General features: G+C 41.3%; 32 protein-coding genes. All 32 read right to left on the minus strand.

The window, feature by feature from the left end; all coding sequences use genetic code 11:
* Window positions 1-41 precede the first annotated feature (41 nt).
* The 32 genes from P22_RS01685 to P22_RS01840 all read right to left on the minus strand — a co-directional run bounded on the left by P22_RS01685 (window position 42) and on the right by P22_RS01840 (window position 25,224).
* Window positions 42-683, minus strand: a complete 642-nt coding sequence (locus P22_RS01685; protein WP_054258459.1) for a TraR/DksA C4-type zinc finger protein — start codon at window positions 681-683, stop codon at window positions 42-44.
* Window positions 684-697: 14 nt separating this feature from the next.
* Window positions 698-1,225: a nitroreductase family protein gene (locus P22_RS01690; protein WP_054258460.1), complete on the minus strand. Its 528-nt coding sequence runs from the start codon at window positions 1,223-1,225 to the stop codon at window positions 698-700.
* A 32-nt stretch (window positions 1,226-1,257) separates the two neighbouring features.
* A complete protein-coding gene (locus P22_RS01695; RefSeq protein ID WP_054258461.1) occupies window positions 1,258-1,557 on the minus strand; it encodes a DUF5665 domain-containing protein in 300 nt (99 codons plus the stop codon).
* 81 nt (window positions 1,558-1,638) lie between these two features.
* The gene (locus tag P22_RS01700) at window positions 1,639-2,088 is read right to left on the minus strand and encodes a DivIVA domain-containing protein (RefSeq protein ID WP_054258462.1); all 450 of its coding nucleotides are present in this window, start codon (window positions 2,086-2,088) and stop codon (window positions 1,639-1,641) included.
* Window positions 2,089-2,107: 19 nt separating this feature from the next.
* On the minus strand, window positions 2,108-2,896 hold the full coding sequence (locus P22_RS01705; protein ID WP_054258463.1) for a YlmH family RNA-binding protein: 789 nt from the start codon (window positions 2,894-2,896) through the stop codon (window positions 2,108-2,110).
* A complete protein-coding gene (gene proC, locus P22_RS01710) occupies window positions 2,896-3,708 on the minus strand; it encodes a pyrroline-5-carboxylate reductase (protein ID WP_054258464.1) in 813 nt (270 codons plus the stop codon). Before proC ends, P22_RS01705 begins: the two co-directional genes overlap by 1 nt.
* Before the next feature lie 20 nt (window positions 3,709-3,728).
* Window positions 3,729-4,166, minus strand: coding sequence for a cell division protein SepF (locus P22_RS01715; RefSeq protein WP_054258465.1), 438 nt, complete (start codon window positions 4,164-4,166; stop codon window positions 3,729-3,731).
* Window positions 4,167-4,187: 21 nt separating this feature from the next.
* Entirely contained in the window at window positions 4,188-4,889 is a 702-nt protein-coding gene (locus P22_RS01720; RefSeq protein ID WP_054258466.1) for a YggS family pyridoxal phosphate-dependent enzyme, read from the minus strand.
* 178 nt (window positions 4,890-5,067) lie between these two features.
* The gene (gene pgeF / locus P22_RS01725) at window positions 5,068-5,880 is read right to left on the minus strand and encodes a peptidoglycan editing factor PgeF (protein ID WP_054258467.1); all 813 of its coding nucleotides are present in this window, start codon (window positions 5,878-5,880) and stop codon (window positions 5,068-5,070) included.
* Window positions 5,852-7,630: a TIGR03960 family B12-binding radical SAM protein gene (locus P22_RS01730; protein ID WP_054258468.1), complete on the minus strand. Its 1,779-nt coding sequence runs from the start codon at window positions 7,628-7,630 to the stop codon at window positions 5,852-5,854. Before P22_RS01730 ends, pgeF begins: the two co-directional genes overlap by 29 nt.
* Window positions 7,631-7,719: 89 nt before the next feature.
* Window positions 7,720-8,232, minus strand: coding sequence for an anaerobic ribonucleoside-triphosphate reductase activating protein (nrdG, locus tag P22_RS01735; RefSeq protein WP_054258469.1), 513 nt, complete (start codon window positions 8,230-8,232; stop codon window positions 7,720-7,722).
* Between the two features lie 27 nt (window positions 8,233-8,259).
* Window positions 8,260-10,257: an anaerobic ribonucleoside-triphosphate reductase gene (gene nrdD / locus P22_RS01740; protein WP_216598012.1), complete on the minus strand. Its 1,998-nt coding sequence runs from the start codon at window positions 10,255-10,257 to the stop codon at window positions 8,260-8,262.
* Between the two features lie 34 nt (window positions 10,258-10,291).
* Window positions 10,292-10,759, minus strand: a complete 468-nt coding sequence (gene nrdR / locus P22_RS01745; RefSeq protein WP_054258471.1) for a transcriptional regulator NrdR — start codon at window positions 10,757-10,759, stop codon at window positions 10,292-10,294.
* Between the two features lie 179 nt (window positions 10,760-10,938).
* Complete coding sequence (locus tag P22_RS01750) at window positions 10,939-11,202, minus strand: YlmC/YmxH family sporulation protein (protein ID WP_054258472.1); 264 nt, start codon at window positions 11,200-11,202, stop codon at window positions 10,939-10,941.
* A gap of 80 nt (window positions 11,203-11,282) precedes the next feature.
* Complete coding sequence (gene spoIIR / locus P22_RS01755; protein ID WP_054258473.1) at window positions 11,283-11,870, minus strand: stage II sporulation protein R; 588 nt, start codon at window positions 11,868-11,870, stop codon at window positions 11,283-11,285.
* Between the two features lie 13 nt (window positions 11,871-11,883).
* On the minus strand, window positions 11,884-12,657 hold the full coding sequence (sigG, locus tag P22_RS01760) for an RNA polymerase sporulation sigma factor SigG (protein ID WP_054258474.1): 774 nt from the start codon (window positions 12,655-12,657) through the stop codon (window positions 11,884-11,886).
* A 145-nt stretch (window positions 12,658-12,802) separates the two neighbouring features.
* Complete coding sequence (gene spo0A / locus P22_RS01765; protein WP_054258475.1) at window positions 12,803-13,573, minus strand: sporulation transcription factor Spo0A; 771 nt, start codon at window positions 13,571-13,573, stop codon at window positions 12,803-12,805.
* 20 nt (window positions 13,574-13,593) lie between these two features.
* Entirely contained in the window at window positions 13,594-14,997 is a 1,404-nt protein-coding gene (spoIVB, locus tag P22_RS01770) for a SpoIVB peptidase (protein WP_069972730.1), read from the minus strand.
* Window positions 14,998-15,156: 159 nt separating this feature from the next.
* On the minus strand, window positions 15,157-16,872 hold the full coding sequence (gene recN, locus P22_RS01775; RefSeq protein WP_054258476.1) for a DNA repair protein RecN: 1,716 nt from the start codon (window positions 16,870-16,872) through the stop codon (window positions 15,157-15,159).
* Window positions 16,873-16,918: 46 nt separating this feature from the next.
* Entirely contained in the window at window positions 16,919-17,371 is a 453-nt protein-coding gene (argR, locus tag P22_RS01780) for an arginine repressor (RefSeq protein ID WP_054258477.1), read from the minus strand.
* On the minus strand, window positions 17,349-17,948 hold the full coding sequence (locus P22_RS01785) for a tRNA 5-(aminomethyl)-2-thiouridylate-methyltransferase MnmM (protein ID WP_054258478.1): 600 nt from the start codon (window positions 17,946-17,948) through the stop codon (window positions 17,349-17,351). Before P22_RS01785 ends, argR begins: the two co-directional genes overlap by 23 nt.
* Before the next feature lie 5 nt (window positions 17,949-17,953).
* Window positions 17,954-18,811, minus strand: coding sequence for an NAD(+)/NADH kinase (locus tag P22_RS01790; RefSeq protein ID WP_054258479.1), 858 nt, complete (start codon window positions 18,809-18,811; stop codon window positions 17,954-17,956).
* 57 nt (window positions 18,812-18,868) lie between these two features.
* Entirely contained in the window at window positions 18,869-19,672 is an 804-nt protein-coding gene (locus P22_RS01795; protein ID WP_054258480.1) for a TlyA family RNA methyltransferase, read from the minus strand.
* Between the two features lie 40 nt (window positions 19,673-19,712).
* Window positions 19,713-20,162, minus strand: a complete 450-nt coding sequence (locus P22_RS01800; RefSeq protein ID WP_054258481.1) for a divergent PAP2 family protein — start codon at window positions 20,160-20,162, stop codon at window positions 19,713-19,715.
* Between the two features lie 10 nt (window positions 20,163-20,172).
* On the minus strand, window positions 20,173-21,051 hold the full coding sequence (locus P22_RS01805) for a polyprenyl synthetase family protein (RefSeq protein WP_054258482.1): 879 nt from the start codon (window positions 21,049-21,051) through the stop codon (window positions 20,173-20,175).
* On the minus strand, window positions 21,045-21,299 hold the full coding sequence (xseB, locus tag P22_RS01810; protein ID WP_235814521.1) for an exodeoxyribonuclease VII small subunit: 255 nt from the start codon (window positions 21,297-21,299) through the stop codon (window positions 21,045-21,047). Before xseB ends, P22_RS01805 begins: the two co-directional genes overlap by 7 nt.
* Window positions 21,292-22,503 (minus strand): exodeoxyribonuclease VII large subunit, encoded by a 1,212-nt coding sequence (gene xseA, locus P22_RS01815; RefSeq protein ID WP_054258512.1) that lies wholly within the window; start codon window positions 22,501-22,503, stop codon window positions 21,292-21,294. Before xseA ends, xseB begins: the two co-directional genes overlap by 8 nt.
* Before the next feature lie 105 nt (window positions 22,504-22,608).
* Window positions 22,609-23,550, minus strand: coding sequence for a Kae1-like domain-containing protein (locus P22_RS01820; protein WP_054258483.1), 942 nt, complete (start codon window positions 23,548-23,550; stop codon window positions 22,609-22,611).
* A 12-nt stretch (window positions 23,551-23,562) separates the two neighbouring features.
* A complete protein-coding gene (gene nusB / locus P22_RS01825) occupies window positions 23,563-23,967 on the minus strand; it encodes a transcription antitermination factor NusB (protein ID WP_054258484.1) in 405 nt (134 codons plus the stop codon).
* Between the two features lie 38 nt (window positions 23,968-24,005).
* The gene (locus P22_RS01830) at window positions 24,006-24,233 is read right to left on the minus strand and encodes a DUF2273 domain-containing protein (RefSeq protein WP_054258485.1); all 228 of its coding nucleotides are present in this window, start codon (window positions 24,231-24,233) and stop codon (window positions 24,006-24,008) included.
* A gap of 14 nt (window positions 24,234-24,247) precedes the next feature.
* Entirely contained in the window at window positions 24,248-24,790 is a 543-nt protein-coding gene (gene amaP, locus P22_RS01835; protein WP_054258486.1) for an alkaline shock response membrane anchor protein AmaP, read from the minus strand.
* Window positions 24,791-24,840: 50 nt separating this feature from the next.
* A complete protein-coding gene (locus P22_RS01840) occupies window positions 24,841-25,224 on the minus strand; it encodes an Asp23/Gls24 family envelope stress response protein (protein WP_054258513.1) in 384 nt (127 codons plus the stop codon).
* Window positions 25,225-25,401 lie beyond the last annotated feature (177 nt).

The raw sequence follows: 25,401 nt of genomic DNA on the forward strand, positions 1-25,401 counted from the left end.
GAATTTATTCTGAAGCAAAAAAAGTCCAGAATTCTGGACTTTTAGGTATTAGAACGGCGTTTGGAATTTGTAGTATTCTGGTCCGGTAAAGCATCGGTTTTTTCTACAATACCCTGATGTTCGTTACTATTCGGAAACAATGCTTTATAATTATAAGAACCCGGAATATCTTGCGGCGAATCGGAACTTCCATATTTCAGCACAGCTTGTAATGTGTCTTCACCATCAAAGCCAACATATGCTTTTCTATCCAAAAAGGTGCGGTGAAAAGGAGGAGTGAGCAATTCTTCTTCGATCGGCCTGGGTGCCGGGTCATCCGGCTCGCCCTTTCGCTGACAAGCAATGCACTGACTGGCCCAGGGAATAGCTTGTAAGCGTTCGCTGGAAATTTCACCGCCACAGGTATCGCAAATACCATATGTATGCTGAGTTATTTTATGTAAAGCTCTGTCTACCGCTTCCAATAGCCCGATTTCATTATCACGCAGGGCAATATCCTTGCTGCGTTCGAATAATTCGTCCCCTATGTCCGCGGGATGATTGTCGTAAGTAGATAATTCACTGATAGAATCAGACATGGCAGTGCCTAGTCCATTTTCTTCCAAATGAGAAATTTGTTTTTCCAATCTGCTTTTTTCAGCAAGCAATCTTTGTTTTATTTTCGTCAACTCTTTTTGGTCCATGGCCCACTCTCCGTTTAATGAATAATTTTAGTGACTTCTGCAACAGATAAGCGTTCTTTCGGAAGCGCAACCTGTTCATCGCTATACCCAAGGCAGATTATAGCAATAGCCCTGAGCCGTGGCGGTGCTTCTACCAGCCTTTGCACTTTGGGCTCATCAAAACCTCCTACCCAGCAGGTGGCCAGTCCGGCACTTTCGGCAGCCAATAAGATATTTTCTGCTGCTGCGGCCGTATCCTGGATACAGTACAACTGCGCTCCTCTTTCGCCGTAACGGTCATTTGATTTTGCCGGATCAGCCATAACAACGATAACAACGGGAGCAACTGCAACTTGTGATTGATCATGACAAGCCTCGGCCAATCTTTGTCTGACTTTCTCATTTTTAACAACATAAAAAAACCAGGGCTGAAGATTGCCTGCACTTGGTGCCAAACAGCCAGCTTCAATAATTTTTGCGATCAGTTCGTCGGTGATAGTATCCTTTTTAAAATGTCTTACCGTACCGCAATCACGCATGCAGGCTATAATTTCAGATTGCATGATATTTCCTCCTTAATGATAGATTCGCCAGTTTAAAAACGTCCGTTCTGTACTTCGACAATGTGAACCAGTTCTGCAATGAAACCACCTATACCCGGAATATTCAACATGATAATTCTCCTTAAGAATTCCAGCATTAAGGCAAAGATCAAGGTTGCACCGATGGCGATACCCAATCCGCGAGCCAGCCCGGCAATAAAATTGGTCATAATAAGCCGTAGCGGATTTTCTAATAGCTCTATATATTCGGCAATCCGCATAGACTCCATATGACTAATTAGTTTTTGCAGTTGTGTGCCAAGCAAATGGAAATCTTCCTTTTCAGTGCTCATCAATATTCCTCCTGACTTATATTACCCATAAAACAATAAAAAAAACCGAGTTAGACTCGGTTCAAAATTATAGCAAAACATTTATTCATCTTCCTCGCCACGATTGATCATTTCCAGCTGTGCCTGCAGTAAAGACCGCAGCCTGGTGCGGAAGATCTGGGCCTGTTTTTGTATTTCCTCATACTCCCCGGTCATACGGCGTACTTTGCCCATGGCTTCTTCCACCATTTTTTGTGCCCGTATTTCCGCTTCCTTAATCAGCAACTCCGTTTCTTTCTTGGCATTGAGTTTTACTTCTTCGGCTGTTTCCTGAGCAATTACTAAGGTGTTGTGCAGGGTATTTTCCATGTTTTGAAAATGCTCAAGTTTGCTGTTTAATCGGTCTAAGGATTCTTTTAATTCAATATTTTCCCGGTACAACTGCTCATAGTCTTTAATCACTTTATCTAAAAAATCATCGACCTCTTCTTCGTTATAACCGCGAAAACTTCTTTTAAACTCCTGATTATGAATATCCAACGGCGTTAACATGAAAACCACCTCCGTAGTACTATATAAATCTCTTTAAAAAGATACTGGTACGTCCTTTTTTTGTCTGTCCCAGTATCTCGCATACTTCAACCCGGCCGCGCCCTCTCATTGAAATAATATCACCCTGTTTGACGGTCTGTGAACTGTTTTTTGCACTTTGCCAATTCACTTTGACTTTGTCGGCGGTAATTTCATCTGCCATCTTACTGCGCGACACACTGAAACCAGCCGCAGCAATTACGTCCAGACGTAAAGAAGCTACCGTTGTTCGGATTTCTTTTACCTTTTTTTCCGGAGGTTCGATATGCTCAAGCGACTCTGCCCGGACCGACACATTCGCAGCACCAATTGTTACGAGATTAACTGCTGTAAACGAACATAAATTCGGGTCGGTAATAACCTGACAGCCGCTTTCTTTCATCAAAATATCCCCAAACATCTCACGTTCTATCCCCAATCCTATCAAGGCCCCAAGGATATCCCGATGCGTTATATGATAATAGCGTGAGTCCCAGGTTATGCTCAACACAGAAAGCGGGCAATCCACTTTGCCCAAATATTCATTGCTTACAAAAATAGCTTTGTTTCGTTCGGCACTTTCATACCCACCTGCACTTTGCAGATTAATTCGGCCCTCGTATTGAGCAGCAATGGTTTCTGCCACACTAAATCCATATGGATCCAGAAAATCACTTGCTTTATATTTTCGATTGCGTATCACCGTATCCGCTAAGTCAAGAAGCCGGGATGCTAATACTTCATCCCCGCTGGCGCGATAGTAGCGTAGAATCTTTTCCCGGTCGCTCATCACTTTTTCCCCAGTTCCCTGGAACGATTAGTGGCCGCCATGACAGCATCACTGATGGCTGCCCGTATACCTTGTTGTTCAAGTACATGAATACCGGCTATTGTTGTTCCTCCCGGTGAAGTCACCATATCACGCAATTTAGCCGGATGCTCCCCGGTTTCAATTACCATTTTAGCTGCCCCCAGCAAAGTCTGAGCCGATAGCAGGATAGCATCTGCACGGGACAGTCCGGCACGTACTCCGGCATCTGCCAGAGCATCAATCATAACAAAAACATATCCTGGCCCGCTTCCGGAAAGACCGGTCACGGCATCCAGCAGGCTCTCCGGTAAAAGAACTACTTGTCCTACAGATGAAAAGATGGCAGAAGCTATTTTGCCCATTTCTTCATTGGCATATGTTCCAAGGGCGATGGCTGACATAGCCTCCCCTACAGCGGCCGGGGTATTCGGCATAACTCTGACCACAGGACTCTTGGGCAAGGCCTGTTGCAGTGTAGCGAGTGTAATCCCTGCAGCGATGGAAATGACTAGCGTGTCTTGTCTCACCGAAGCAGCCACGGTGCCAAGTACTGTATGGATTACTTGTGGTTTAACCGTAAAAAATAAAAGGTCTGCACTAGCCGCCACACTTTTGCCTTCCATAGAGATGTTAACTTGGTATTTTTCTCTTAAATAGTCAAGACGCGAAAGAGAAATGTCATTGACCGTAATCTGGCTAGGTGTAACCAGGCCAGATTTTAAAATACCGCGCAGCAAAGCTTCGGCCATTGCCCCACCACCAAGAAATCCTACTTTTTTATTTTGCAACATGGTACCTCCTATATTACTTATCATTTACCTACCCACGGTAAAACTGTTTTATCTGATCCCTCTTCATGTGGACTATAAGCAACGTCTACATTATTAGGTGCACAGAGAAAAATATCATTACCGATCTTTTGAATCGTTCCACCCAAAGCGTAGGTGGTACCACTGATAAAATCAATCATTCGCTTAGCTACTTCTTTTTCACTGCTTTCAAAATTTACAACAACAGGTTTGCGGTTTTTAAGAAAATCTGCCACCGTCTGAGCATCATCAAAAGAAAATGGCTCCACCACCATAACTTTCATTTGTTTTTGGGCCGTTGGCAGGTTGACCACATTATTGCCATTACCGCCTGACTTTTTAGGTTTGAATTCATGTTCTTCCTGTTTTGGACGTTCTTCCTCAATCTCCAGAGGCTCAAATAAGCCTAAACTACCCCATACCTTTTCCATAAATTTCATATACTTTCTGCCTCCTCTTGTTTACTTATATTCGCGTTTGCCAAAAATACCAGTTCCAATACGCACAATGTTTGCGCCTTCTTCGATCGCCACTGAATAATCGTTTGTCATCCCCATAGATAACCACTCAATCCGAGTCCTGGGTAATCCATACTCCCGTAGTTCACGAAACAAACGATACATTTCTTTACAAATCGGCCTTACCTGTTCTACATCCTCATAATATGGCGCTATGGTCATTAAACCGCATAAACGCACATTAGCCAGATTGCTGATCAATTTTGCCAACGGTATAACTTCCTGTGGTGTTATGCCGTACTTGCTTTCTTCACCGGCTACATTAACCTGTATCAATACATCTTGCAGCTTATTCATATTTTCAGCAATCCGGTTTATTTCAACTGACAGCCGTTCGCTGTCGACTGAATGGATTAGATCAAATATTTGTAACGCCTGCTTTACCTTATTTGTCTGTAAATGGCCGATAAGATGCCATTCTATATTGGTTAGCTGCTGATATTTTTGATGGGCTTCCTGTACTCGGTTTTCACCGATTGCAGTGATCCCCTGGCGGATGGCTTCCTGTATTGATGTCACATCTTGATTTTTAGTAACCGCCAGCAGCTTTACATCAGCAGGCATCAATAAGTGCTTGGCTTTTCGCTTTGCAAACGCCACGCCAATATTTTTTCGAATTTGTTCTAAATTATCTTGTATTGACATAATAAACCTCCGTGCTGAATATATATATTATTCTCGGGTAAACATAATTTTCCTCTTGCCTCCCGCATGATTCGAAACTTTATTTTATTATTTTTAAACAACACGTAAAAGCCTCGACATTAAACGGTATAACATTGCGTTTAATGTTGAGGCCTGCGTTGGCTTTCACATTATAAACTTAAGTAAGCATGATAAATGCTCCTATACGTCCGGTTTTTCCATTTTCAGCCCGATATGAAAAAAATAATGTTTTATTGCAGGCAGTACAAATATCACTGCAAACAATATTGGTGTTTTGCACCCCGATATCGATTAATTGGCTGCGGTTGGCTTCCCACAAATTCAGCTTCCAGCGGTCGTTACTGGGTTTTGTCAGCAATGGCCAGACAGCAAAGTTTTGCTTTACCCGTTCTAAAACCGTGTTATCAATTTCATAACAGCAAGGGCCAATAGATGGTGCAATACCAACAAGACAATTAGCAGGCTCAGTCCCAAAGGCATCTTGCATTGCTAAAACGGTCTTTTGTGCAATAAGTGCAACCGTCCCTTTCCAGCCGGCATGAACAATTCCAATGGATTGTGTTACCGGGTCAAAAATCAAAACAGGTACACAATCAGCAAAAAAAAGCATTAAAGGTACACCGGGGGTTTGAGTAATCAGAGCGTCTGTTTGTTTTAACGCCTGGGCATAGCTTTTGGCTCCCTTTCCCGTTTCCCGTTGTGTAACAAGAGCAATGTGTTCACCATGTACTTGTTCGGCGGTTATCAATCTGTCAGCTGGAATTCCCACAGCTTGACAATAGGCCTCTCTGTTTTTCAATACATCGGTATCGTTATCTCCCGTATGAAGAGCTAAATTAAGGGAAGAAAAAGGTGCTGAACTTATACCGCCCAGGCGGGAAGATATGCCGTGCAATAAACGGAAACGGTCGAAATGGCTAAACGTGCCGTTCCATATTCCTTTATGGTGATGTAACGAGAATGTCTCCATTTAACTTCGCCTCTTCTTTTCTTTTACATACACCACAGCGTACACAGCCTGCCTGGCAGGGAGACGTACCCTTCTCGGCTTTTGCACGCTGTAGCTCATTCCATAAATATTCCGGATCAAACCCCATATGCAAATGATGCCAGGGAAATACTTCATCTTTATGGCGTTGACGATAAAGGTAAAAATCTTCCGTTAAACCGGTTTCCCTCATAGCCCGTTTAAAATGTCTATACCCGCCAAGTTCATGAGCTTTGAGCAATGATTTTCCCAGGCGGCGATCGCCGCGTGCCAATATTCCCTGTAAATGTCCTTCTTTAGGGGATTCAATGAGTACTTCGATATTCTTTTTCTTTTTTAATGCAGCCTGAATATATTTCAGCTTGTTTTCAACGACTGACAGGGAAGATACCGGTAACCACTGAAAAGGTGTAAAAGGCTTGGGGATAAAAGGGTTAATACTCAAGGTCAGTTTACCCTTGCTGCCTAATTCTTGCATATAGGTCTTAACCGTATTTGCCATAGTGACAATTTGCTCAATATCTTCGTCTTCTTCAAAAGGAAGATCGATCATAATGTAAAGTCGAATGTGCGGGATGCCGGCTTGGATAGCCATTCGGACACCTTCATACACATGTTCGTCGGTAATCCCCTTGTTAATTACTCTACGCATCCGGGCGCTGCCGGCCTCAGGCGCCAATGTAACGGTCTTATGATTACTAGCTGCCAGGGCGTGAACAAGCCGTGGAGTAAGAGAATCAGCTCTTAGGGAAGCTACCGACATCGTCATATGTTCGGCCAAAACAGTCTCGCATATAGCATCAATATCCGGATGATCCGAGATGGCTGCTCCCATCAGGCCCACTTTCGTATGTACGGTTTTTGCTTCATACAACGCTCGTTTTATGTTCGCCAGAGAGCGGATTCTGGGACGGCGAAAACAATATCCAGCCATGCAAAATCGACAATGACGGCCACAGCCTCGGGCTATCTCAATTAAAAACATATTGCCAAATTCGGTGTTGGAAGTCAAAATTACTGTTTGTGCTTTAAAATCATCCAGCTTTTCCACCCATCTCCGGTAAATAGTTGTCGGAACACCTGGAGCAGCTTTTATGGATGCAATCGTGCCATTTTCGTTATATTGGGGTTCATAAAAAAGTGGGACATAAACACCCTTAATTTGTGCTAACGCCAACAGAATTTCCCGTCGTGATAGCCCTTGGTTTTTAGCCAGGTAATAGGTATCAAGAATATTATGGATTACTTCCTCTCCCTCGCCGATAATGCAAAGGTCAACAAATTCCGCTAGAGGTTCCGGGTTAAAGGTAGCACAGGGACCACCAATCATAACAAAAGGATCCCGTTCGGTTCTATCCCTAGCCAACAAGGGCACTTTTCCCATAGTTAATATCTTTAATATGTTAAAATAATCCATTTCAAAGGTTACGGCAAAACCAATCAATGGGAATTCATATAACGGACGCTGTGTTTCAATCGTCATGAGCGGTGTGTTCGTGCGGGAATATTCATGCTCACTTTTTTTATCCGGCAGGAATAGCCGTTCACAGGCTGTATCCTGTCTGTTGTTAATAGATTTGTATATAATATGAAATCCTAAATTGGACATCCCAACATAATAGCTGTTCGGATAAATTAGAGCAAACCCGTTACGTGACCCGGGAGGAAAAACGATTGCGCCTTCTTCCTTGCGCAGTATCTCCTGCAATTCTTCTTTAAGTAACCAAGACAATCCATCTCAACCCCAATTATTTATAGACCTTATATCCACACTGATGGAAGAACAGGATTACGCTTCATGGTAATCCTGTTCTTAAGTATTTATGAAGCAGCATATAAAGAATGATCCACATCCAAAGTTACCATTGTTCCCTGCTGCAAGGTTTTGGCTATATCAATAATTCTCTGGTTTTTTGAACCGCGCAGAGGCAAACCAATATCTTTCTCTTCCAGTATAAACGGTCCGTCAACAAGCACATCAATATTCCTTACTATTTCGAGATGTCGTATTTCCTCAAAAGTATAGCCGGTATATACCCAGATATCCAAGTCAGGATTTTTTTTACGAATTAATGTAATAACCTTACATAGTGTTTCATGCTGCAGCAGCGGATCACCGCCAGTAAAGGTTATTCCCTGATGAAGAGGGGTTATTTTGCTAAGTAGTAGGTCGGCAAATTCTTCTTCTTCTATCGCCATGCCACCTTCAGTCGGCAAAAGCTCCTGATTATGGCATCCCCTACAAGCCCGGGGGCAACCCTGTAAAAAAGCAGCTACACGGATACCCAGTCCATCAACGATAGACTCAGAAATAATATCGGCATATCGGATCATATGTGAAACCACTCCTTTTCCCAAAACTTAAACATGTGAAATCCGGTCGCTTAGTTCCCGGGATTTTGCATCATTAAAACGGTCGACTGTAGTTAAATAGCTGGTAATTCGACGTACACGGCGTACTTTTACCGAACCACATACAGGACAAGTATCAGTATCAATAACGCCAAGCTGTCCACAATTTTCACAGAAATCTACGGGAAAATTGATGCCGGCATACCCTATATCGCACTCTTTCATATGACGCAGTATATCCTCAACGGCATGAAGGTTATTGAGCGGTGGTGCAGTAAACTCAACATAACTAATATGTCCGGCATTAGCATATTTATGATAGATTCCCTCCAGTTTCATTTTTTCGTACACGCTGATGGAATAGGAGACGGGAATATGGAATGAATTGGTATAATATTCTTTATCCGTAACACCGGGAATAAGGCCGTATTCCCGTCTGTCCATTTTTACAAACCTGCCTGATAATCCTTCAGCCGGTGTTGCCAGGAGTGAATAATTAAGCTGGTACCGCTCGGCCGCCTTATCAACCTTACTACGCATAAAAGCAACGATTTCCTCCCCAAGGACTTGAGAATCCTCGTTTTCGCCATGATGGTAACCGGTTAAGGCGATTAGTGTTTCGGCTAGACCGATAAAACCAACAGAAAGCGATCCATGTTTTATAACATCAGCAATTGTATCATTGGGCTTTAGATTTTCTGAATTCAAATATAGTCCTTGTCCCATTAGAAACGGCATATCTTTTACCTTTAAGGCCGCCTGTATCTGATAGCGATGGAACAACTGTTCACAGGTAAGATCTATTAAATCGGATAAGCTTTGATAAAATTTCATCAAATCCCGTTCCGCCCTGATTGCCAGGCGAGGTAAATTAATCGTGGTGAAGCTTAAATTTCCACGCCCATCCGAGACTTCCGGACCACATATATTCGACATAACCCTAGTTCTGCAACCCATATATCCGACCTGATCTCCATATTGTCTGTTAAAGGATGAATCCATGAAGCTGAAGGTAGGATTCAAACGCTGGGCAGCAACTCGGATGGCTAACTTAAACAAATCATAATTTGGATCTTTGGGATTTAAACTCACGCCCTCTTTAATCCGGAAAATAATATTAGGGAAGATTGGATTTTCACCATGTCCTAACCCCTTCTCATAGGCTAATAATAAATTTTTGGTAACCCTTCTTCCGGCTGGTGTTGTATCCGTACCTACATTTAGGCTGGAAAACGGAACCTGAGCTCCTGCGCGGCTATGCATGGAATTTAAATTATAAATTAAAGCTTCCATGGCCTGATATATTTCCTCTTCACTGGCACTTGACATAAAAGGAGCCATATCCCGGTCAAAGAAAGCAAAGGACTGTCCGCCATGCATATCATTTTGCGAGCTTTGCAAAATAATAGCTGCCAAGGCTGTTGCTGACGAAGGACGTTTAGGAGGACGGATATATCCATGACCATTATTAAAACCTGTTTGTAAAAGCCGTCCCAGAGGAATATGAACACAAGTCAGTGTTTTTCCATAAAAGTCAAGATCATGAATATGAATATCCCCCCGCAGGTGTGCCTGAGCAATTTTTTCGGGAATTAATCGGTTTAAGTAATAAGCCTTGCTGGCTGCACTGGCTATTTGCAGCATTTTGGCCGAAGGTGAATTGGATACATTGGCGTTTTCACGGCTGGTCTCCACCAGTATTTCACCCACAGCATCCATCAGGTATGACTGTGCTTCACGAATTCTCGTACGTTTATTTCTATATATAATATAGGCTTTGGCTGTTTTAGCATGACCTTTTTCTATCAAGATCTTTTCTACGGCATCCTGCACTTCTTCCACGCTGAAATTCCGGCCGTTGTATACTTTTTTAAGATATTTTAACACATCAAGCGTCAATTCGATAGCTAACTGTTTATCGGCTCCGCCTACAGCTTTAGCTGCTTTAAATATGGCTTCCGTTATTTTACTCTCGTCAAAAATTACCTCTCGCCCATCACGTTTCATTACTTTTGTGAACACGTTTAATTCCTCGCTTTATTCAGCTATTCTTTTTCCCTTGTTTCATTAACAACTCTAATTCGCACATAAAATTATTGATATCAGCAAATTGCCGGTACACAGAAGCAAACCGGACATAGGCAACTTGATCAATTTCTTTTAATTCTGCCATTACCATTTCACCGATCATTCTGGTGGTTATCTCTCGTTCTGCTTGGCTTCGGCTTTCTTTTTCTACTTTATCCACTACTTTTTCAATGACAGGAAGGGGAACCGGACGTTTTTCGCAGGCTTTCAATATACCGCTAAGAAGCTTTCCACGGTCAAACATAGTCCTGCGTCCGTCTTTTTTGATTACCATTAGAGGAAGTTCTTCAATCACTTCATAGGTGGTGAAACGGCGAATGCAGGAGAGACATTCACGTCTCCGCCTGATAGAATTACCCTCTTCCGTAGCACGGGAATCAATCACTCTACTTTCGGCGAAACCGCAAAATGGACAACGCACAGTATCCCTCCTTCCTAAAATGATTACATTGGTTTCTCCAAGATAATATTATATCTCGTACTATATATTGTATCACATCCTGGCGATTTGCTCCATATCTTGTATGATTCCTTCCAGGAAATTTATTGCGTAAAATAAAAAACCACTTGCTGCACATCAGGCAAGTGGTCAAATCATTATCAGGATTCGGCATGTTTATTGACAATAAAATTAGGAGCCTCGACCAAGATAACATCAAATCCAATTTTGGTAATTTTATCCCAGGGAATAACCATATCATCATTTCGTCCAAAAAAGCCAAGAAACTTGCCTGAGCCGGGAACAACAATTGCCGTTAACTTCCCTGTATCCACTTCAATTTCAATGTCGGTAATTGACCCCAGGCGTTTACCATCTACGACATTCACCACTTCTTTGAGTTTTAGGTCGGATGTCTTTACCATTATGTATACACCTCCGTTACATGCTCCTTACACTATATGTTGTACAAGCGGCGAAAGTGCATATTTCTTAGGAATTTAAATTAATCTGTAATTAAATCCAATAATTTCCATCTTATTTCAATGGGATCGTCTTCTTTGTTAAACTTTTTTGCTCCTTCAACATCTTCCGTTTTTGCAGTGGAGGCATTTGTGATATCAATAAAACAAAGTGGAGGAAATAAAACACACCACCAATTTTTCCCTTGGGCATTGCCAATAAGAATTCGGACCGCTTCATAGTTGCCTGCCGGCAGTGTGAAATCGCCATAGGATTTGATAGGAAACTCGTAGTGCCCAATCTCCATTTTTACTTCATATTTTGCACCTTGATCACGAATAATTTGACTGGCAATATTCAAAATCATCGGTTCATTCTTCAGTAAAATATCTCTGGCAGAATCACGGTCAGCTACATTATCCAGCAAAGGAGTGAGATAGGCTAAAAGAGCATCACGCACTTTTAGTTTTAATTTCTGATCAACATCACTATCACTATTTGCCAGTATGTGCAATCTAATAAGCTTATTGGGATCATAGGTCATTTGCTGTTGTAAATGCTCTTTAATCAGCACATTCCAGCCCAATATACCAAAAAACAAAATAATTAATATAAAAATAGATTTTTTCATCTTCTCACCCGAGTCAAATATACTTGCGCATATGTCCTAAAGCCGCTTTTTCCAAGCGGGATACTTGCGCCTGCGATATACCAATCTCCTCCGCGACTTCCATTTGAGTTTTCCCTTCAAAAAATCGCAGCATCAAAATATGTTTTTCACGATCGCTTAGTTTTCTTAATGCTTCTTTGATGGCAACTCCTTCTAGCCAGTTAAAATCCTGATGTTTGTCATCACTAATTTGATCCATAACAAAAATAGGGTCACCGCCATCATGATAAATCGGTTCAAATAAAGATATCGGTTCCTGGATAGCATCAAGTGCAAAGATAATTTCTTCCCGCGGTATTTTAAGTTCATCGGCAATTTCATTGATTGAAGGCTCACGCGAATATTTACTCACCAGTGAATCACGAACCTGTAAGGCTTTATAGGCTATATCCCGCATAGACCGGCTTACCCGTATTGGATTATTATCGCGCAAATATCGCCGGATTTCACCAATGATCATGGGCACTGCATAGGTAGAAAATTTAACATTTTGCGAAAGATCAAAGTTATCGATCGCTTTTATCAAGCCAATGCAACCTACCTGAAATAAATCGTCAACATATTCTCCCCTGTTGTTAAATCGCTGAATTACGCTGAGAACCAGCCGCAAATTGCCGTAGATCAACTGTTCACGTGCTGTCATTTCTCCTTGTTGCATTACCTCAAATAACTCACGCATTTTACCGGCGGAAATAATCGGGAGTTTGGCTGTATTTACACCGCAAATCTCAACTTTATTAATAATCATGAAACATTCCTCCCATCTATCTTTCTGCACAGTCACCAGACTCTCTACGAGGATTATTGCCAACTAAAATTAGTTTTATTCATATAAAAAAGGTACTCTCACCTTTCGGCAGAATACCTTTGAAAAAACATTTTATTATGATATTTTAAGCACGCATTTCCATTCGTAATTTATCCGCTATCATAGCCATAAACTCAGAATTAGTGGGCTTACCTTTTTCCAGTTTTATTGTATAACCAAAAATTTTATTGATCATATCCATATTTCCACGACTCCAGGCAACTTCAATAGCATGCCGGATGGCTCTTTCGACCCGGCTGGGTGTTGTAGTATACTTTTGCGCAATCATAGGATACAAAACCTTAGTGACGGCACCAAGTAATTCCATTTCATTTATAATCATCATAATCGCATCTCGTAAATATTGATATCCCTTAATATGTGCAGGAATTCCAATTTCACGGATAATGTTGGTCACTTCGACATCAATAGGCCGTGACTTGATAGCCTGCGCAACTACAGGCCGCTGAGAACTAATGGTACCGGCCAATTGTCTGATCCTGCTTGTTAGTACTTCCATATTAAATGGCTTTAATATGTAGTAATCGGCACCCAACTCTACTACCCTTTGAGTAATGCTTTCTTGACCAAAAGCCGTCAACATAATGATTTTGGGACGTTTTCCACTGAAAGTATTGATGCGTTCCAGTACTCCAATTCCATCTAGATGAGGCATAATAATGTCTAGTATAACAACATCAGGTTTGCTTTCCTGAATGATCGTTAATATTTGTTCTCCATTATATGCTACGCCTACTAACTCAAGATCTGCCTGTTGGGTAAGAAATTCCTGCATGATGGCAGCAAATTCACGATTATCATCCGCGATTGCTACTTTAATTACATCTTTTATCATTAGTTTTCCTCCCTGTAGTTTTATGAAAATACAATTCGACAAAGCAACGTAACTTCCTTCCTGCTTTGGAAAAAAAATACATTTAATTTTTGTAATGAAGAACAATCGGCAAAAGAGAATAACCCTTTTGCCGATTGTTTTTCTGTTTTTGGCATTAACCCGCCTTCCATAAGCATCCAGTCGATAAAACACCCATAGCCTTTTGTAGGATCATGTACAAAAACATGAGTTACTGCACCAACAATCTTACCATTTTGTATGATTGGGCTCCCACTCATCCCTTGAATAATGCCTCCGGTTTTTTCCAATAATCGCGGATCTGTTACTTTAATCACCAGTCCTTTGCTGCCCGGTGAATCCTGCATGTTAATTTTTTGGATATCGACACTAAATTTTTCAATCTCTTGTCCTTCAATCACCGTTAATAATTCCGCCGGTCCTTCTTGGACCTGATTCATAGAAGCAATCGGAATAGCCTCGGGATATAAATTATTTACTATTTTTTCCTGTGACTGTCCATAAATGCCAAAAGGAGTATTTTTTTGAATATCACCTATTATTTCATTATTTTCCAGGAAAACACCAATTTTTTCTCCAGGCTGTCCTCTTTTTCCTTGCTGAATACCTGAAATTGTAGCGGCAACAATTTTTCCTTGATCACAATCAATTGGTTGATTAGTATCATTATCAGCAATCACATGACCTAAAGCACCATACGAACGGGAATTGGGGTCATAAAAGGTAAGTGTACCTACACCGGCAGCACTGTCACGGATAAACAAACCAATCCGGTAACGTTTCGTTTCAGAACAAAGAACAGGTGTTATAGATATTGTCATTTCCTCACTATTACGTTTTACCACTAATTTTAACTGTTTCCCTTCTTTGCCACTGGAATCAATAATTTCGGCAACTTGCGCATCGCTACTTACAACAATGCCGTTAATGCTAAGAATGGTATCACCAATACTAATTCCGGCATCTTTAGCAGGAGTCACATATTGACCTTCTCTATTTTGTATAGGTGAATTACCAACAACAAGCACACCATGGGAATGAAGTACAACTCCGATTGAATGCCCGCCCGGCACTAAATTGATTGCAGGAACCACATCAACCTGGATACTTCGTAAAGGGAACAATCCCAAAAGCTTGATATCTACAATTGCCTTACTTATATTTTGTGAGGATAAGGCCACTTCTTGCGAAAATGCATATACAGGCAGATTACTATTTTTTATAGCATTCTCATAAACTTTTATTGTTAAAGGAAATTGAATAGGAAACAACGCGGTTTCTCCCTCAACGATATGCATATGTGGCGGAAAATTATAAACATTACGAAATTGTGGAGAAAAACAAAATGAAAGAATGAGTATTACTATAATTATACCTGTTAAAGAACGCCTGTTATATTTCTGCATTTTCGCATATCACTCCTTCATTGTTTCGTTTTCATATTAGCGGCGATTTAATTTCGTATATAGATTACCTGGTTTTTTAGGGGATTATTCCGGATAATATGACATATATTATCATTTACACTGATTACGGATGATTTAAAATAAAAAAGAAGAGAAATCTTAAGATTTCTCTTCTTTTTTCCATTTTTCTTTTTTTTGCAAGGCGTTGGTTAACATTTGCTCGGCATTTTCAAGTGCTATTGCCGTAATCTCATTCCCAGAGGTCATTCTTGCCAACTCGGTTAGGCGGGCCGTTCTATCTAAAATACGGACGTGTGTTTTACTCCGTCCTTCTTGATTTGTTTTTTCAATATAAATATGCCAGTCGGCCATACAGGCAATTTGTGGTAAATGAGTAATACATAATACTTGTTTGTGCAGAGCTACCAGACTCATTCGTTCAGCAATTTTTTGTGCCATTTGCCCGCCGACGCCGGCATCCACCTCATCAAAAATCAGCGTTGCAATTTCGTCCTTTTGAGCAAAAACTGTTTTGATGGATAAAGCAATGCGGGAGAGTTCACCGCCAGATGCCACTTTATGTAAAGGTTTAGGTTCCTCGCCGGGATTGGCGGAAAAAAGGAATCGAACTTCATTGCGGCCCCGGTTATTAAATTGCGGAACAACTGTAATATCCACACAAAAAAAAGCTTTAGGCATTCCCAAATGTGACAACTGTTCCGTTATTTGTTTTGACATTTCTCTGGCCGCTTTTCGGCGTTTTTGATCAAGCTGTTCGGCTATATCCTCCATTTCTCGATAAATGGCATCCCGTTTATTAATCAATTCTTCCAAGCGTTGATCATAACTTTTAATCTGCTCCAGTTCATTGTTGGCTTGTTGGTAATAATCCAGAATTTCGGTAATCGTTGCTCCATATTTCTTCTTTAATCTGTATATTGTGTCCATTCGTTCCTGTAAGCTTACCAGCCGTTGCGGATTAAATTCGATACTTTCTTGATAATTACTTACTTCAAGGGCACTTTCTTCGAGTTGGTATAAAGCATCTGTAACTGCGGACAATATAGGCCGTAAGTTTTTATCAAACCGTTCAATAGATTCCAGTTCTTTTTTTACTTCTGTCAGTTGCGACAAAACTCCACCAGTGTCATGAACACCCTCGCGTAAAAGGAAGTAAACCTGCTGAATCACCCGGGTAATTTTTTCAGAATGGGAAAGAAATCGAAGCTCTTCTTCGATTTTCTCATCTTCAGCCATTCTTAATGCAGCATCAGAAATCTCCTTAGTCTGCCACTCGAGCATGTCCAATCGTTGAGCTCTCTCCCGAGCACTCACTTCCTTCAGGGATAATTCTTGAGTAATTGACGACCATTCTTGAAAAAGTTTTTGGTATGTTTCCAGAAGCGTTTTATCAGCATGATTAAAAAGATCAAGTAACGCAAGATGCACATCGGTCCGCAACAATGACTGATTTTCGTGTTGCCCATGCATATCTACCAACATTTCACCTATTTGCCTTAAGGTTGCCAAGGTTACATGACAGTCATTTACAACAATCGAATTTTTTCCATTGCGCGTAAATTTGCGACTGATAATTAAATGATCGGCCTCTTCCCAAGCAATATTTTGTTCATCTAACAAAGTATAAACCGGATGGGCAGGAGCTATAGCAAACATAGCTTCCACCCGAAAAAAGTCGGTACCGGCACGAATAAAATCGTTTGAAGCCCTGCTACCTAAAACAGTATTCAATGCATCAATGATAATGGACTTACCGGCGCCTGTCTCACCGCTTAATACATTTAACCCACTAGAAAATTCTATGGTGATTTGTTCAATCAAAGCAAAATTTGTAATGGTTAGCGATTTTAGCATATTTTTCTCTCCCTTAACTAAAGCGTCTAACCTATATAATCAAACATCATTGTAACAGTTTTTGGAACTTATTTAAGACTTCCTGAACGGCTTCAGGCGGTTTTACTACAACAAAGATAGTATCATCTCCCGCCACTGTTCCTAGAATTTCCGGCCATTTAGAGCAATCAATGGTTGAGGCAACAGCCTGTGCGGTGCCGGGAAGCGTTTTTAAAACAATCATATTTTGACTATGATCCAATAAAACAACAGAATCCTGGAACATCCGGGCCATACGTGACTGAGAAAAAACCACATTTTGCTCTAAAGGGAACGCATAACGATAGCGCCCATCACCCACCGGAACTTTTATCAACATCAATTCTTTGATATCCCTTGATACTGTTGCCTGCGTGATTTCTATACCTTCCCTTCGTAAAGCTTCAGCCAAATCCTCTTGCGTTTCGATTGCTTTATGCTCGACAATTTCTTTTATTTTAGAATGACGTATCCCCTTCAAACATTTCACCTCGCATTTTTTCAATTATATATAATTTAGGTGGATAATTAACATGATTTATAGTTTGCCAACAGGCAACAGTAAATATATTTTGTGGTAACGAGGATACAAACTGTTCAACGGCAAGCGTTTCTTCCTGGCCACCGTTATGACGGGTATAGGCCACAATAGAAATACGGCCACCAACAGCCAAGCGTGCAACAGCTTTTTTTATTGCCATTACCGTAGATTCTGCCTTTGTAACAAGCGAATGACTGCCTCCCGGCAAATACCCCAAATTAAACATGACCACATCCAACTTCTGATTGTCAGGTAAATACTTATTCATATTTGCATGACTATCCAAAATCAAGTGTACTTTATGAGCCCAGTTATTCTGCACTATTTGTTCACGCGTTTTTTCAATAGCCGTTTTTTGTATATCAAATGCATAAACTAAAGCTTCTGGTGGGGTTTGCTCCGCTAAAAACAAGGTATCTGATCCATTTCCCATGGTAGCGTCAAGAACAAGACTCGCCTGTTTCACCTTATCTTTTAAAAGTTTCTGAGCCACTTTAACCGCATTCATATTTTGCATAGTATTTATTTTCCCCGCCGTAATTTAGTACGTAATTTGCCATAATAATTTTGATCTTTGAATTGAATAAAACTGGCGGAATGTGAGGAACGTTTGGCAATAATTTGATCACCGGGAGTTAGATTGTAAATCGTTTGCCCATCAACAGTGAGAACCATATCTTCTGACACCGATTGTAGTTTTATTAAAATTTCTTCATGATCAGCAACAACCAATGACCTTGCATTTAAAGTATGTGGACAAATAGGCGTAACTAAAATAACATCTAAATTTGGATTTACAATGGGACCTCCGGCTGACAATGAATAGCCGGTGGAACCAGTGGGTGTTGCAATAATCAAGCCATCGGCGGCATAATTGGTTGTCAACTCATTATTAACGTATAAATTTAAGCGAATCATACGGGAAAATCCTCCCCTGGTTACCACCACATCGTTTAAAGCCGAAGATACATAAAACGTTTTTTTTCCGCGTATAACAAAAGCATCCAGCATTAGATGGTGTTCCTGGCGGTAGTCTCCTGCAATCAATTTATCAAAAGCTACACTAAGCTCCGGAAGTTCAACTTCAGTTAAAAACCCCAACTGTCCCATATTAACTCCGCAAATCGGAATATTAAGCGGTGCCATTTGACGAGCAGTACTCAATAAGGTACCATCGCCGCCCAGAGTTATGGCAAGAGTAATATTTTCAGAACTTTCCGTGCTGAAGGAATAAGCAAGGTCGTTATAGCCTGTTTGACTGGCTATACTGCCCGGAAGAAGTACTCGTACCTGCCGCTGCTGTAAATACTCTATAATCCATCCTAATATAGTATCGATATTTTTTTTTTTCAAATTCGGGAATATAGCGAATGTCTGCAAAATAACTCCCCCATACCATAGTGGCCTCTGTTTCCAGTTAAAGCACAATAAAATAGATTACAATAAATATGCGTGGGCTTCAGTAACTATGTTATGAATAAAACTGGTGGTAATACCGTCTGACGGGTCGGATCTAGTAAGGTATATTAAATATTCGATATTGCCTTCAGGCCCTTTAATCGGTGAAAACGTCAGGTCTTGTGGAATCAAGCTCAATTCCCGGGCGAAAGCTGCCACATTGCTAATCACTTCCAAATGTACCTTAGCATCACGAACCACACCTTTTTTCCCGACTTTTTCACGTCCGGCTTCAAACTGCGGCTTAATCAAGGCAACGATAGAACCGTGTGGTGCAAGCAGTTTGCTGACTACCGGCAAAACCTTGCTGAGTGAAATAAAAGCCACATCAATAGATATAAAATCGAGTAATTCTCCAACCATTTCTAAAGTAACATTGCGAACGTTAGTTCGTTCCATATTGATTACACGCTCATCCATCCGGAGTGACCAAGCAAGCTGACCATAACCAACGTCAATAGCATATACCCGGGCTGCTCCGTTTTTTAGAGCGCAGTCAGTAAAGCCGCCAGTGGAGGCGCCGATATCTGCCATGGTTTTATTTTCTAATTGAATGGAAAAGACTTGTAATGCCTTGGCCAGTTTTAAGCCGCCCCGGCTAACATAGCCAATACTATCTCCACGGATTTCAATCTTAGCGTCTGTTGGTACCACGGTTCCGGCTTTATCAACCTTTCGATCATTGACAAAAACCAGCCCGGCCATTATGGAGGCTTTTGCCCGTTCTCGGCTCGGACTTAAGCCTTTCGTTGTCAATAAGACATCCAATCGTTCTTTGTTCATGTAAACTACCTCTTACCTCGCATCAAATAAACTATATTACCTATAAGTAAAAAGCGTATGCTACAAAAAAACCCAACAAAGCACCTGCCAGTACTTCTAAAGGGGTATGACCAAGTAATTCTTTTAACTTTATATCAGGCAGGGTATGTTGTACCCGCATTTGATGTACCAGGCGGTTAATCACTTTTGCCTGTTTACCCGCAGCATTACGCACACCGGCTGCATCATACATAACAATGGCCGCCAATATAACCGATATAGCAAAAAGCGAAGAATCAAATCCCTCCTGAAAGCCAACTGAACTCGCCAGACAGACAACCAAAGCCGTATGCGAACTTGGCATCCCTCCTGCACCGATCAGGCGTTCTGCATTAAATTCACGATGTTTTATAAACGAAAACAGGACTTTTAAGATTTGCGCACTCATCCAGGCAGAAAAAGCACTGATAAGAATATTATTTTGTTTTAGCGAGGTTATAAATTCAGACACGTCAGGCACCTCAATTATCACGCGTTAATATATACCGGACCATGGCTCGTAGCACTTCCGCCTCAGGGCCGAAATCCTGGAGCGCCTCCAATGCCTTTTGTCCGGCATTGTTAGACATTTGTTGTGCTTCTTGTAATGAATATAAAGAAACATAAGTGGCCTTGTGATTTTTTTCATCACTTCCTATTGGTTTACCGATTTTTTCTTGTGTTCCCGTAACATCAAGAATATCATCAGTGATTTGAAAGGCCAAGCCAAATTGCTCTGCATAAGTAGTCAATGCCTGCAATTGACTTTCTCCAGCACCTGCCAGCATGGCACCTGCACGTAATGAAGCTTTGAATAAAGCTCCTGTTTTTGCCTTATGCATATAACGCAGTGTCTCGATATCAATAAGTTTACCTTCTGACAGTAAATCGACCGTTTGCCCGCCAACCATTCCTAAAACACCGGCAGAAACTGCAATTTCATGTACAACTTTTAGAAGCACCTCGGCTGTTATATTCGGCTGTTTCAGCATGACTTCAAAAGCCAGGGTCAATAATCCATCACCGGCTAACAGTGCCACTGCATTGCCATAAACTTTGTGATTTGTCAGTTTCCCACGGCGATAGTCATCATTGTCCATGATTGGTAAATCATCATGAATTAGAGAATAGGTATGAATCATTTCCAATCCGCAGGCCACGTGTGTATATCTTTCCCCTTTACCGCCGACAGCATCCGCAGCCGCCATAAGCAAAACAGGGCGTAAGCGTTTTCCCCCAGCCAACAAACTATACCGCATAGCTTCGAAAATAACCGGTGGGTACCCTTGGCTGCCAGGAATCAGCTGATCAAGAAATTGATCAATAACATCACATTTTTCCTGCATATATTGTTTCAACATTTCGCATCCTCCTGCAATTGCAACGGTTTTTCTATAATAGTTCCTTCTTCTTCCCGTAACATCTTATCAATCTGCTGTTCCGCATTTTCAAGTCGTGCCAAGCAATGCTGTGATAGGGCAATGCCTTCCGAAAATTGAGTCAAAGACTCGTCCAGTGTTAATTCTCCCCGCTCTAAATGTTTAACAATTTCTTCAAGTTTTTTTATAGCTTCTTCAAATGACATTTTGTTCATACTTTTTTTATTCACTGGTCATATCCTCTTTCACACTAATTACCTTTACGGCAAGTTCTCCGCGGTGTAATGTAATATTTACATTTTCCCCGTTAACCACTTGCTGAGCTTTGCGAACCACCTGATGGTCATGATTTGTTACTATGCTGTAGCCACGGGCTAAAACTCCCAATGGATTTAACATGGACAACTTTTCAGCGGTAATTTGAAATTGATGACGTTTGTCCATATTCAATTTATGTATAGATTGTTTCAATCTTTGGAAAAGGCCGTCCAGAGTCTGGTGTTTATCTTTAATAAGTAAGTGCGGCTGCCTAAAAAAACGATTTTCAAGATACTGACAAACTAAAGCCCGATTAGATTGCAAAATACTATTGATATTGCGCACTAATGCTGACTGTAATGCCCGTATGTAACGACAAAGCTCCTGGACATCGGGAACGGCAAGCTCAGCGGCTTGAGAGGGAGTGGCAGCACGCCGGTCTGCAGCAAAATCAGCAAGGGTGTAATCCGTCTGATGACCCACTGCGGATACGATCGGTATTGTCGATTCCGCAATAGCCCGTACTACTTGTTCTTCATTAAAAGCCCACAGCTCTTCGATAGACCCACCACCACGGCCGGTAATAATCACATCAGCTTCCCCTAAACGATTTAATACTCTGATAGCATGTGAAATTTGCTGCGGTGCTTCAGGCCCCTGTACTTGTACTGGATAGACAATCAAAGAGATACCGGGATATCTTCGTTTGGCAACCGTTATAATATCCCGTATGGCAGCCCCCGTTGGGGAAGTGACAATACCCACAACACCAGGCAACAAAGGCAGTGGGGTTTTTCGTGATTCATCAAAAAGTCCCTCTGCCATCAGCTTATCCTTTAGTTGATTAAAAGCTAATGTTAATTCCCCTATACCATCAGGCAGGATTTGTTCAACATACAATTGATACTGCCCATCCCGCTCGAATACGGAAACTTGCCCTCCAGCAATAACTTTTAATCCGTCCCGAAGTGTAAAGCGTAAAAATTGGGTACGGCTTTTAAACATCACGGATCTTATCGTCGCATTACCATCTTTCAAGGTAAAATAACAATGTCCGGAATGATGTCGCTTAAAATTTGATATTTCACCACGAATATAAATACTAGAAAGTATAATATCGTCAGTAAAGAGTTGTTTGATATATTTCGTAACGTCGCTTACCGAAAGTATCTTCAACACAATCACCTTACACACAAGTTTTTCCCTTAAAAAAGACAATGCCCAGACAATCCGCCTGGAGCAACATACTCCTGCATACACAAGCAAAGAGTAAGTAAACAGTTAACTTGTCAATGCGAAAAATGCCGCGCCTACGGCATTATCACCGCTAAACTGTTTCTGCGGACAGTACAGCTTTACCTGCTCTGCCGTCAACTTTTCTGTAATATACTGCCGTATAAAAGTATTGGACGTAACACCGCCAACCAGCAATACATGAAAAATTTGTGTTTGTTTGACAGCAGCACTAATCATTTTATATATAGAATCGGCAATACAAACTTCCACGCCGGCAGCTACTGCCGCTGCATCTGCATTCTGTTTTATAAGACGCATAACATGCGTTTCCGGTCCGGAAAAACTGACATGTAATCCCTGCACCGCCACCGGGAGAACAAGCTTTTTTTGCCGACCGGCAGCAGCTAACTTTTCCAGATGCGGTCCCGCCGGAAAGGGTAACCCTAATGCGACACCGACGCGGTCAACAAATTGACCTGCGTGCAAATCACAACTTGTTCCTAACAGAGTTACCGCCATTGACTCCTTATGAATCACATGAACTACTTCCGTTGTACCACCCGATACATGAACCGCAAGAAATTCCTCTATGAAAGGGCCGCCTGCCGACCAAATCCCTGCTCCAATATGGTTTTCCTGATGGCTAATTCTCTTAAGTTTACATTTTTGCATAGCGGCCAAAACTTTGGCATAGCCTTCTCCAACCAAAAAGGCGGGCATATATGAAGTTGGCAAAGGGCGCGGATAAGCAGACACACCGATTCCTGCGATGCCAGCTTCAGCCTGTAAGTGTAAAAAAACGTCTTCAAATAGCTGCGGCAGGTTGCGTGAGTGCTGGAATACCATTTCCGATTGTGCCAAACCACGGCTTCCCGGTTTAACCTGTAGCAGTTTTCGTGAGTCGGTCAATAGTTCTCCCGCTTCGGTTAATACTGCCACGGATGTAGTATAACAGCTGGTATCAATACCAAGAAAACAACGGATCATAATGACCCCCACCTATTTATGTTTTACCAGAGATCCCAAAATTCCATTGACAAATCGACCGGACTCTTCCGTGCCAAACGACTTTGCTAACTCCACAGCTTCATTAATTACAACATTGGGTGGCAACTTTTCTTCGCTATATATCATCTCGTAAACGGCAATACGGGCAATGTTCCGGTCGACCCCGGTCATCCGATTCAACTTCCATTCACTGGATACTTCGGAAATTGTCTTATCGATTGCTTCTAAATGACTTTGGGTTCCCCGGACAAGCTGCAAAGTATACGCTTTTGCTTTATCGGTTATTTTTTCATTTTCACCAAAAACTAAGCGAAGTGCGTCTGTAGCTTCAATAGAATTAAAATCCAACTGAAATAAAGCCTGTAGTGCCATTTCTCTTGCTTTACGGCGGCTCATAGATAACCTCTCTTTTCTATACTAATGCTCCATCAACATCATCGGTGATATCCCGGAGGAAGCATTTTTTCTAATATATCCATAATATCTTCTTTTTCATCAATCCGTTTACCTATAATATAACCTGCAACCATACATAACAACACAAAAAAAGTGCGGAAAAAGCCAAAAGTAATAATAAAAATACCAATAAACAATCCAATGACCGCACCTGTAATTTTACCATTATGATTTTGCCATATTTCTTGTATGAGTTTAGAGTTCATACTATCACCTCAATTTACTCAACACGCTGCTTATTTTTAAAATCATTGGAGATGTTTTCTACCAAAACCTGTATATCGGCTAACTCAACACCTACCGTGTTTTTAATGTACTCATGCACTCTGCGCTGAACTTCCGACGATACATTTGGCACATTGCTTTCAGGACTGACAACGATCCTTAACACGACTTTTAGCCCCTGCTCATTATGAACGACAAAGACTTTCACTCCCCGAACTCCCCGAGTATGCCGAGTCACTTTTTCAACAAGATTACGAACAGCTTCAATCGTGATATGAACATCTCCCATATCCGTATGATGCACAATCGTATTTTTTGATTCAGATCGAACTCGTAATCCTGCGAGTAGCAAACGGATACTTACAAGAAGAAAAACAGCTGCTGTCAGGCCAGCTTCCCAGTGTCCGTATAAATAGGAAATGCTTGTCTGCACCCAATCTAAAGAAATCAGGCGCAAAGAAATCAAAATTACGCCTAAAGACAGGAAGGTTAATAGCAACGTATAGAGAGAAAGAATAATACGATCAAGAATCCCCATAACTGGCTCCTTTCATACTACCAAATCAAAAAGCTTGCTGAAAATTAGCATTAACGTACACGTATATCTTCATCCCTGGTATCTTGACTAAAACCTACACCCTGAATATGAATATTAATTTCCACCACATCCAGCCCCGTCATCATTTCAATTGCTCTTTTAACATTTTCCTGAACCTGCAGGGCAACATCCGGGATCCTTACACCATACTCTACTATAATGTATAGATCAACGGCTGCTTCCTTTTCACCGACTTCAACTTTAACACCCTTAGCTAAATTTTTCTTTCCCAACATTTCTGCAATACCGCCAACCAAACCGCCGCTCATGCCTGCCACACCGGATATTTCCGTTGCCGCCATTCCTGCAATAATACCGACAACCTCGTCAGCTATACGAATAGAGCCTACATCATTGGTTTCATTTTTTACCATATGGTTCTGATTATCCAATCACAAACCTCCCATCTTTTCAGCTCATACCGAAGTATTGTCACAATTCCTCTAAAACCAATACACCGCATGGTATATAGTATAAATAATTATACCAAATATACCTCATCTTTACAATTTATCATCATGTAAAAAAGCGGAAGCCATTTTGGCTTCCGC

The sequence above is a fragment of the Propionispora sp. 2/2-37 genome (assembly GCF_001298735.1).
Taxonomy (GTDB): domain Bacteria; phylum Bacillota; class Negativicutes; order Propionisporales; family Propionisporaceae; genus Propionispora.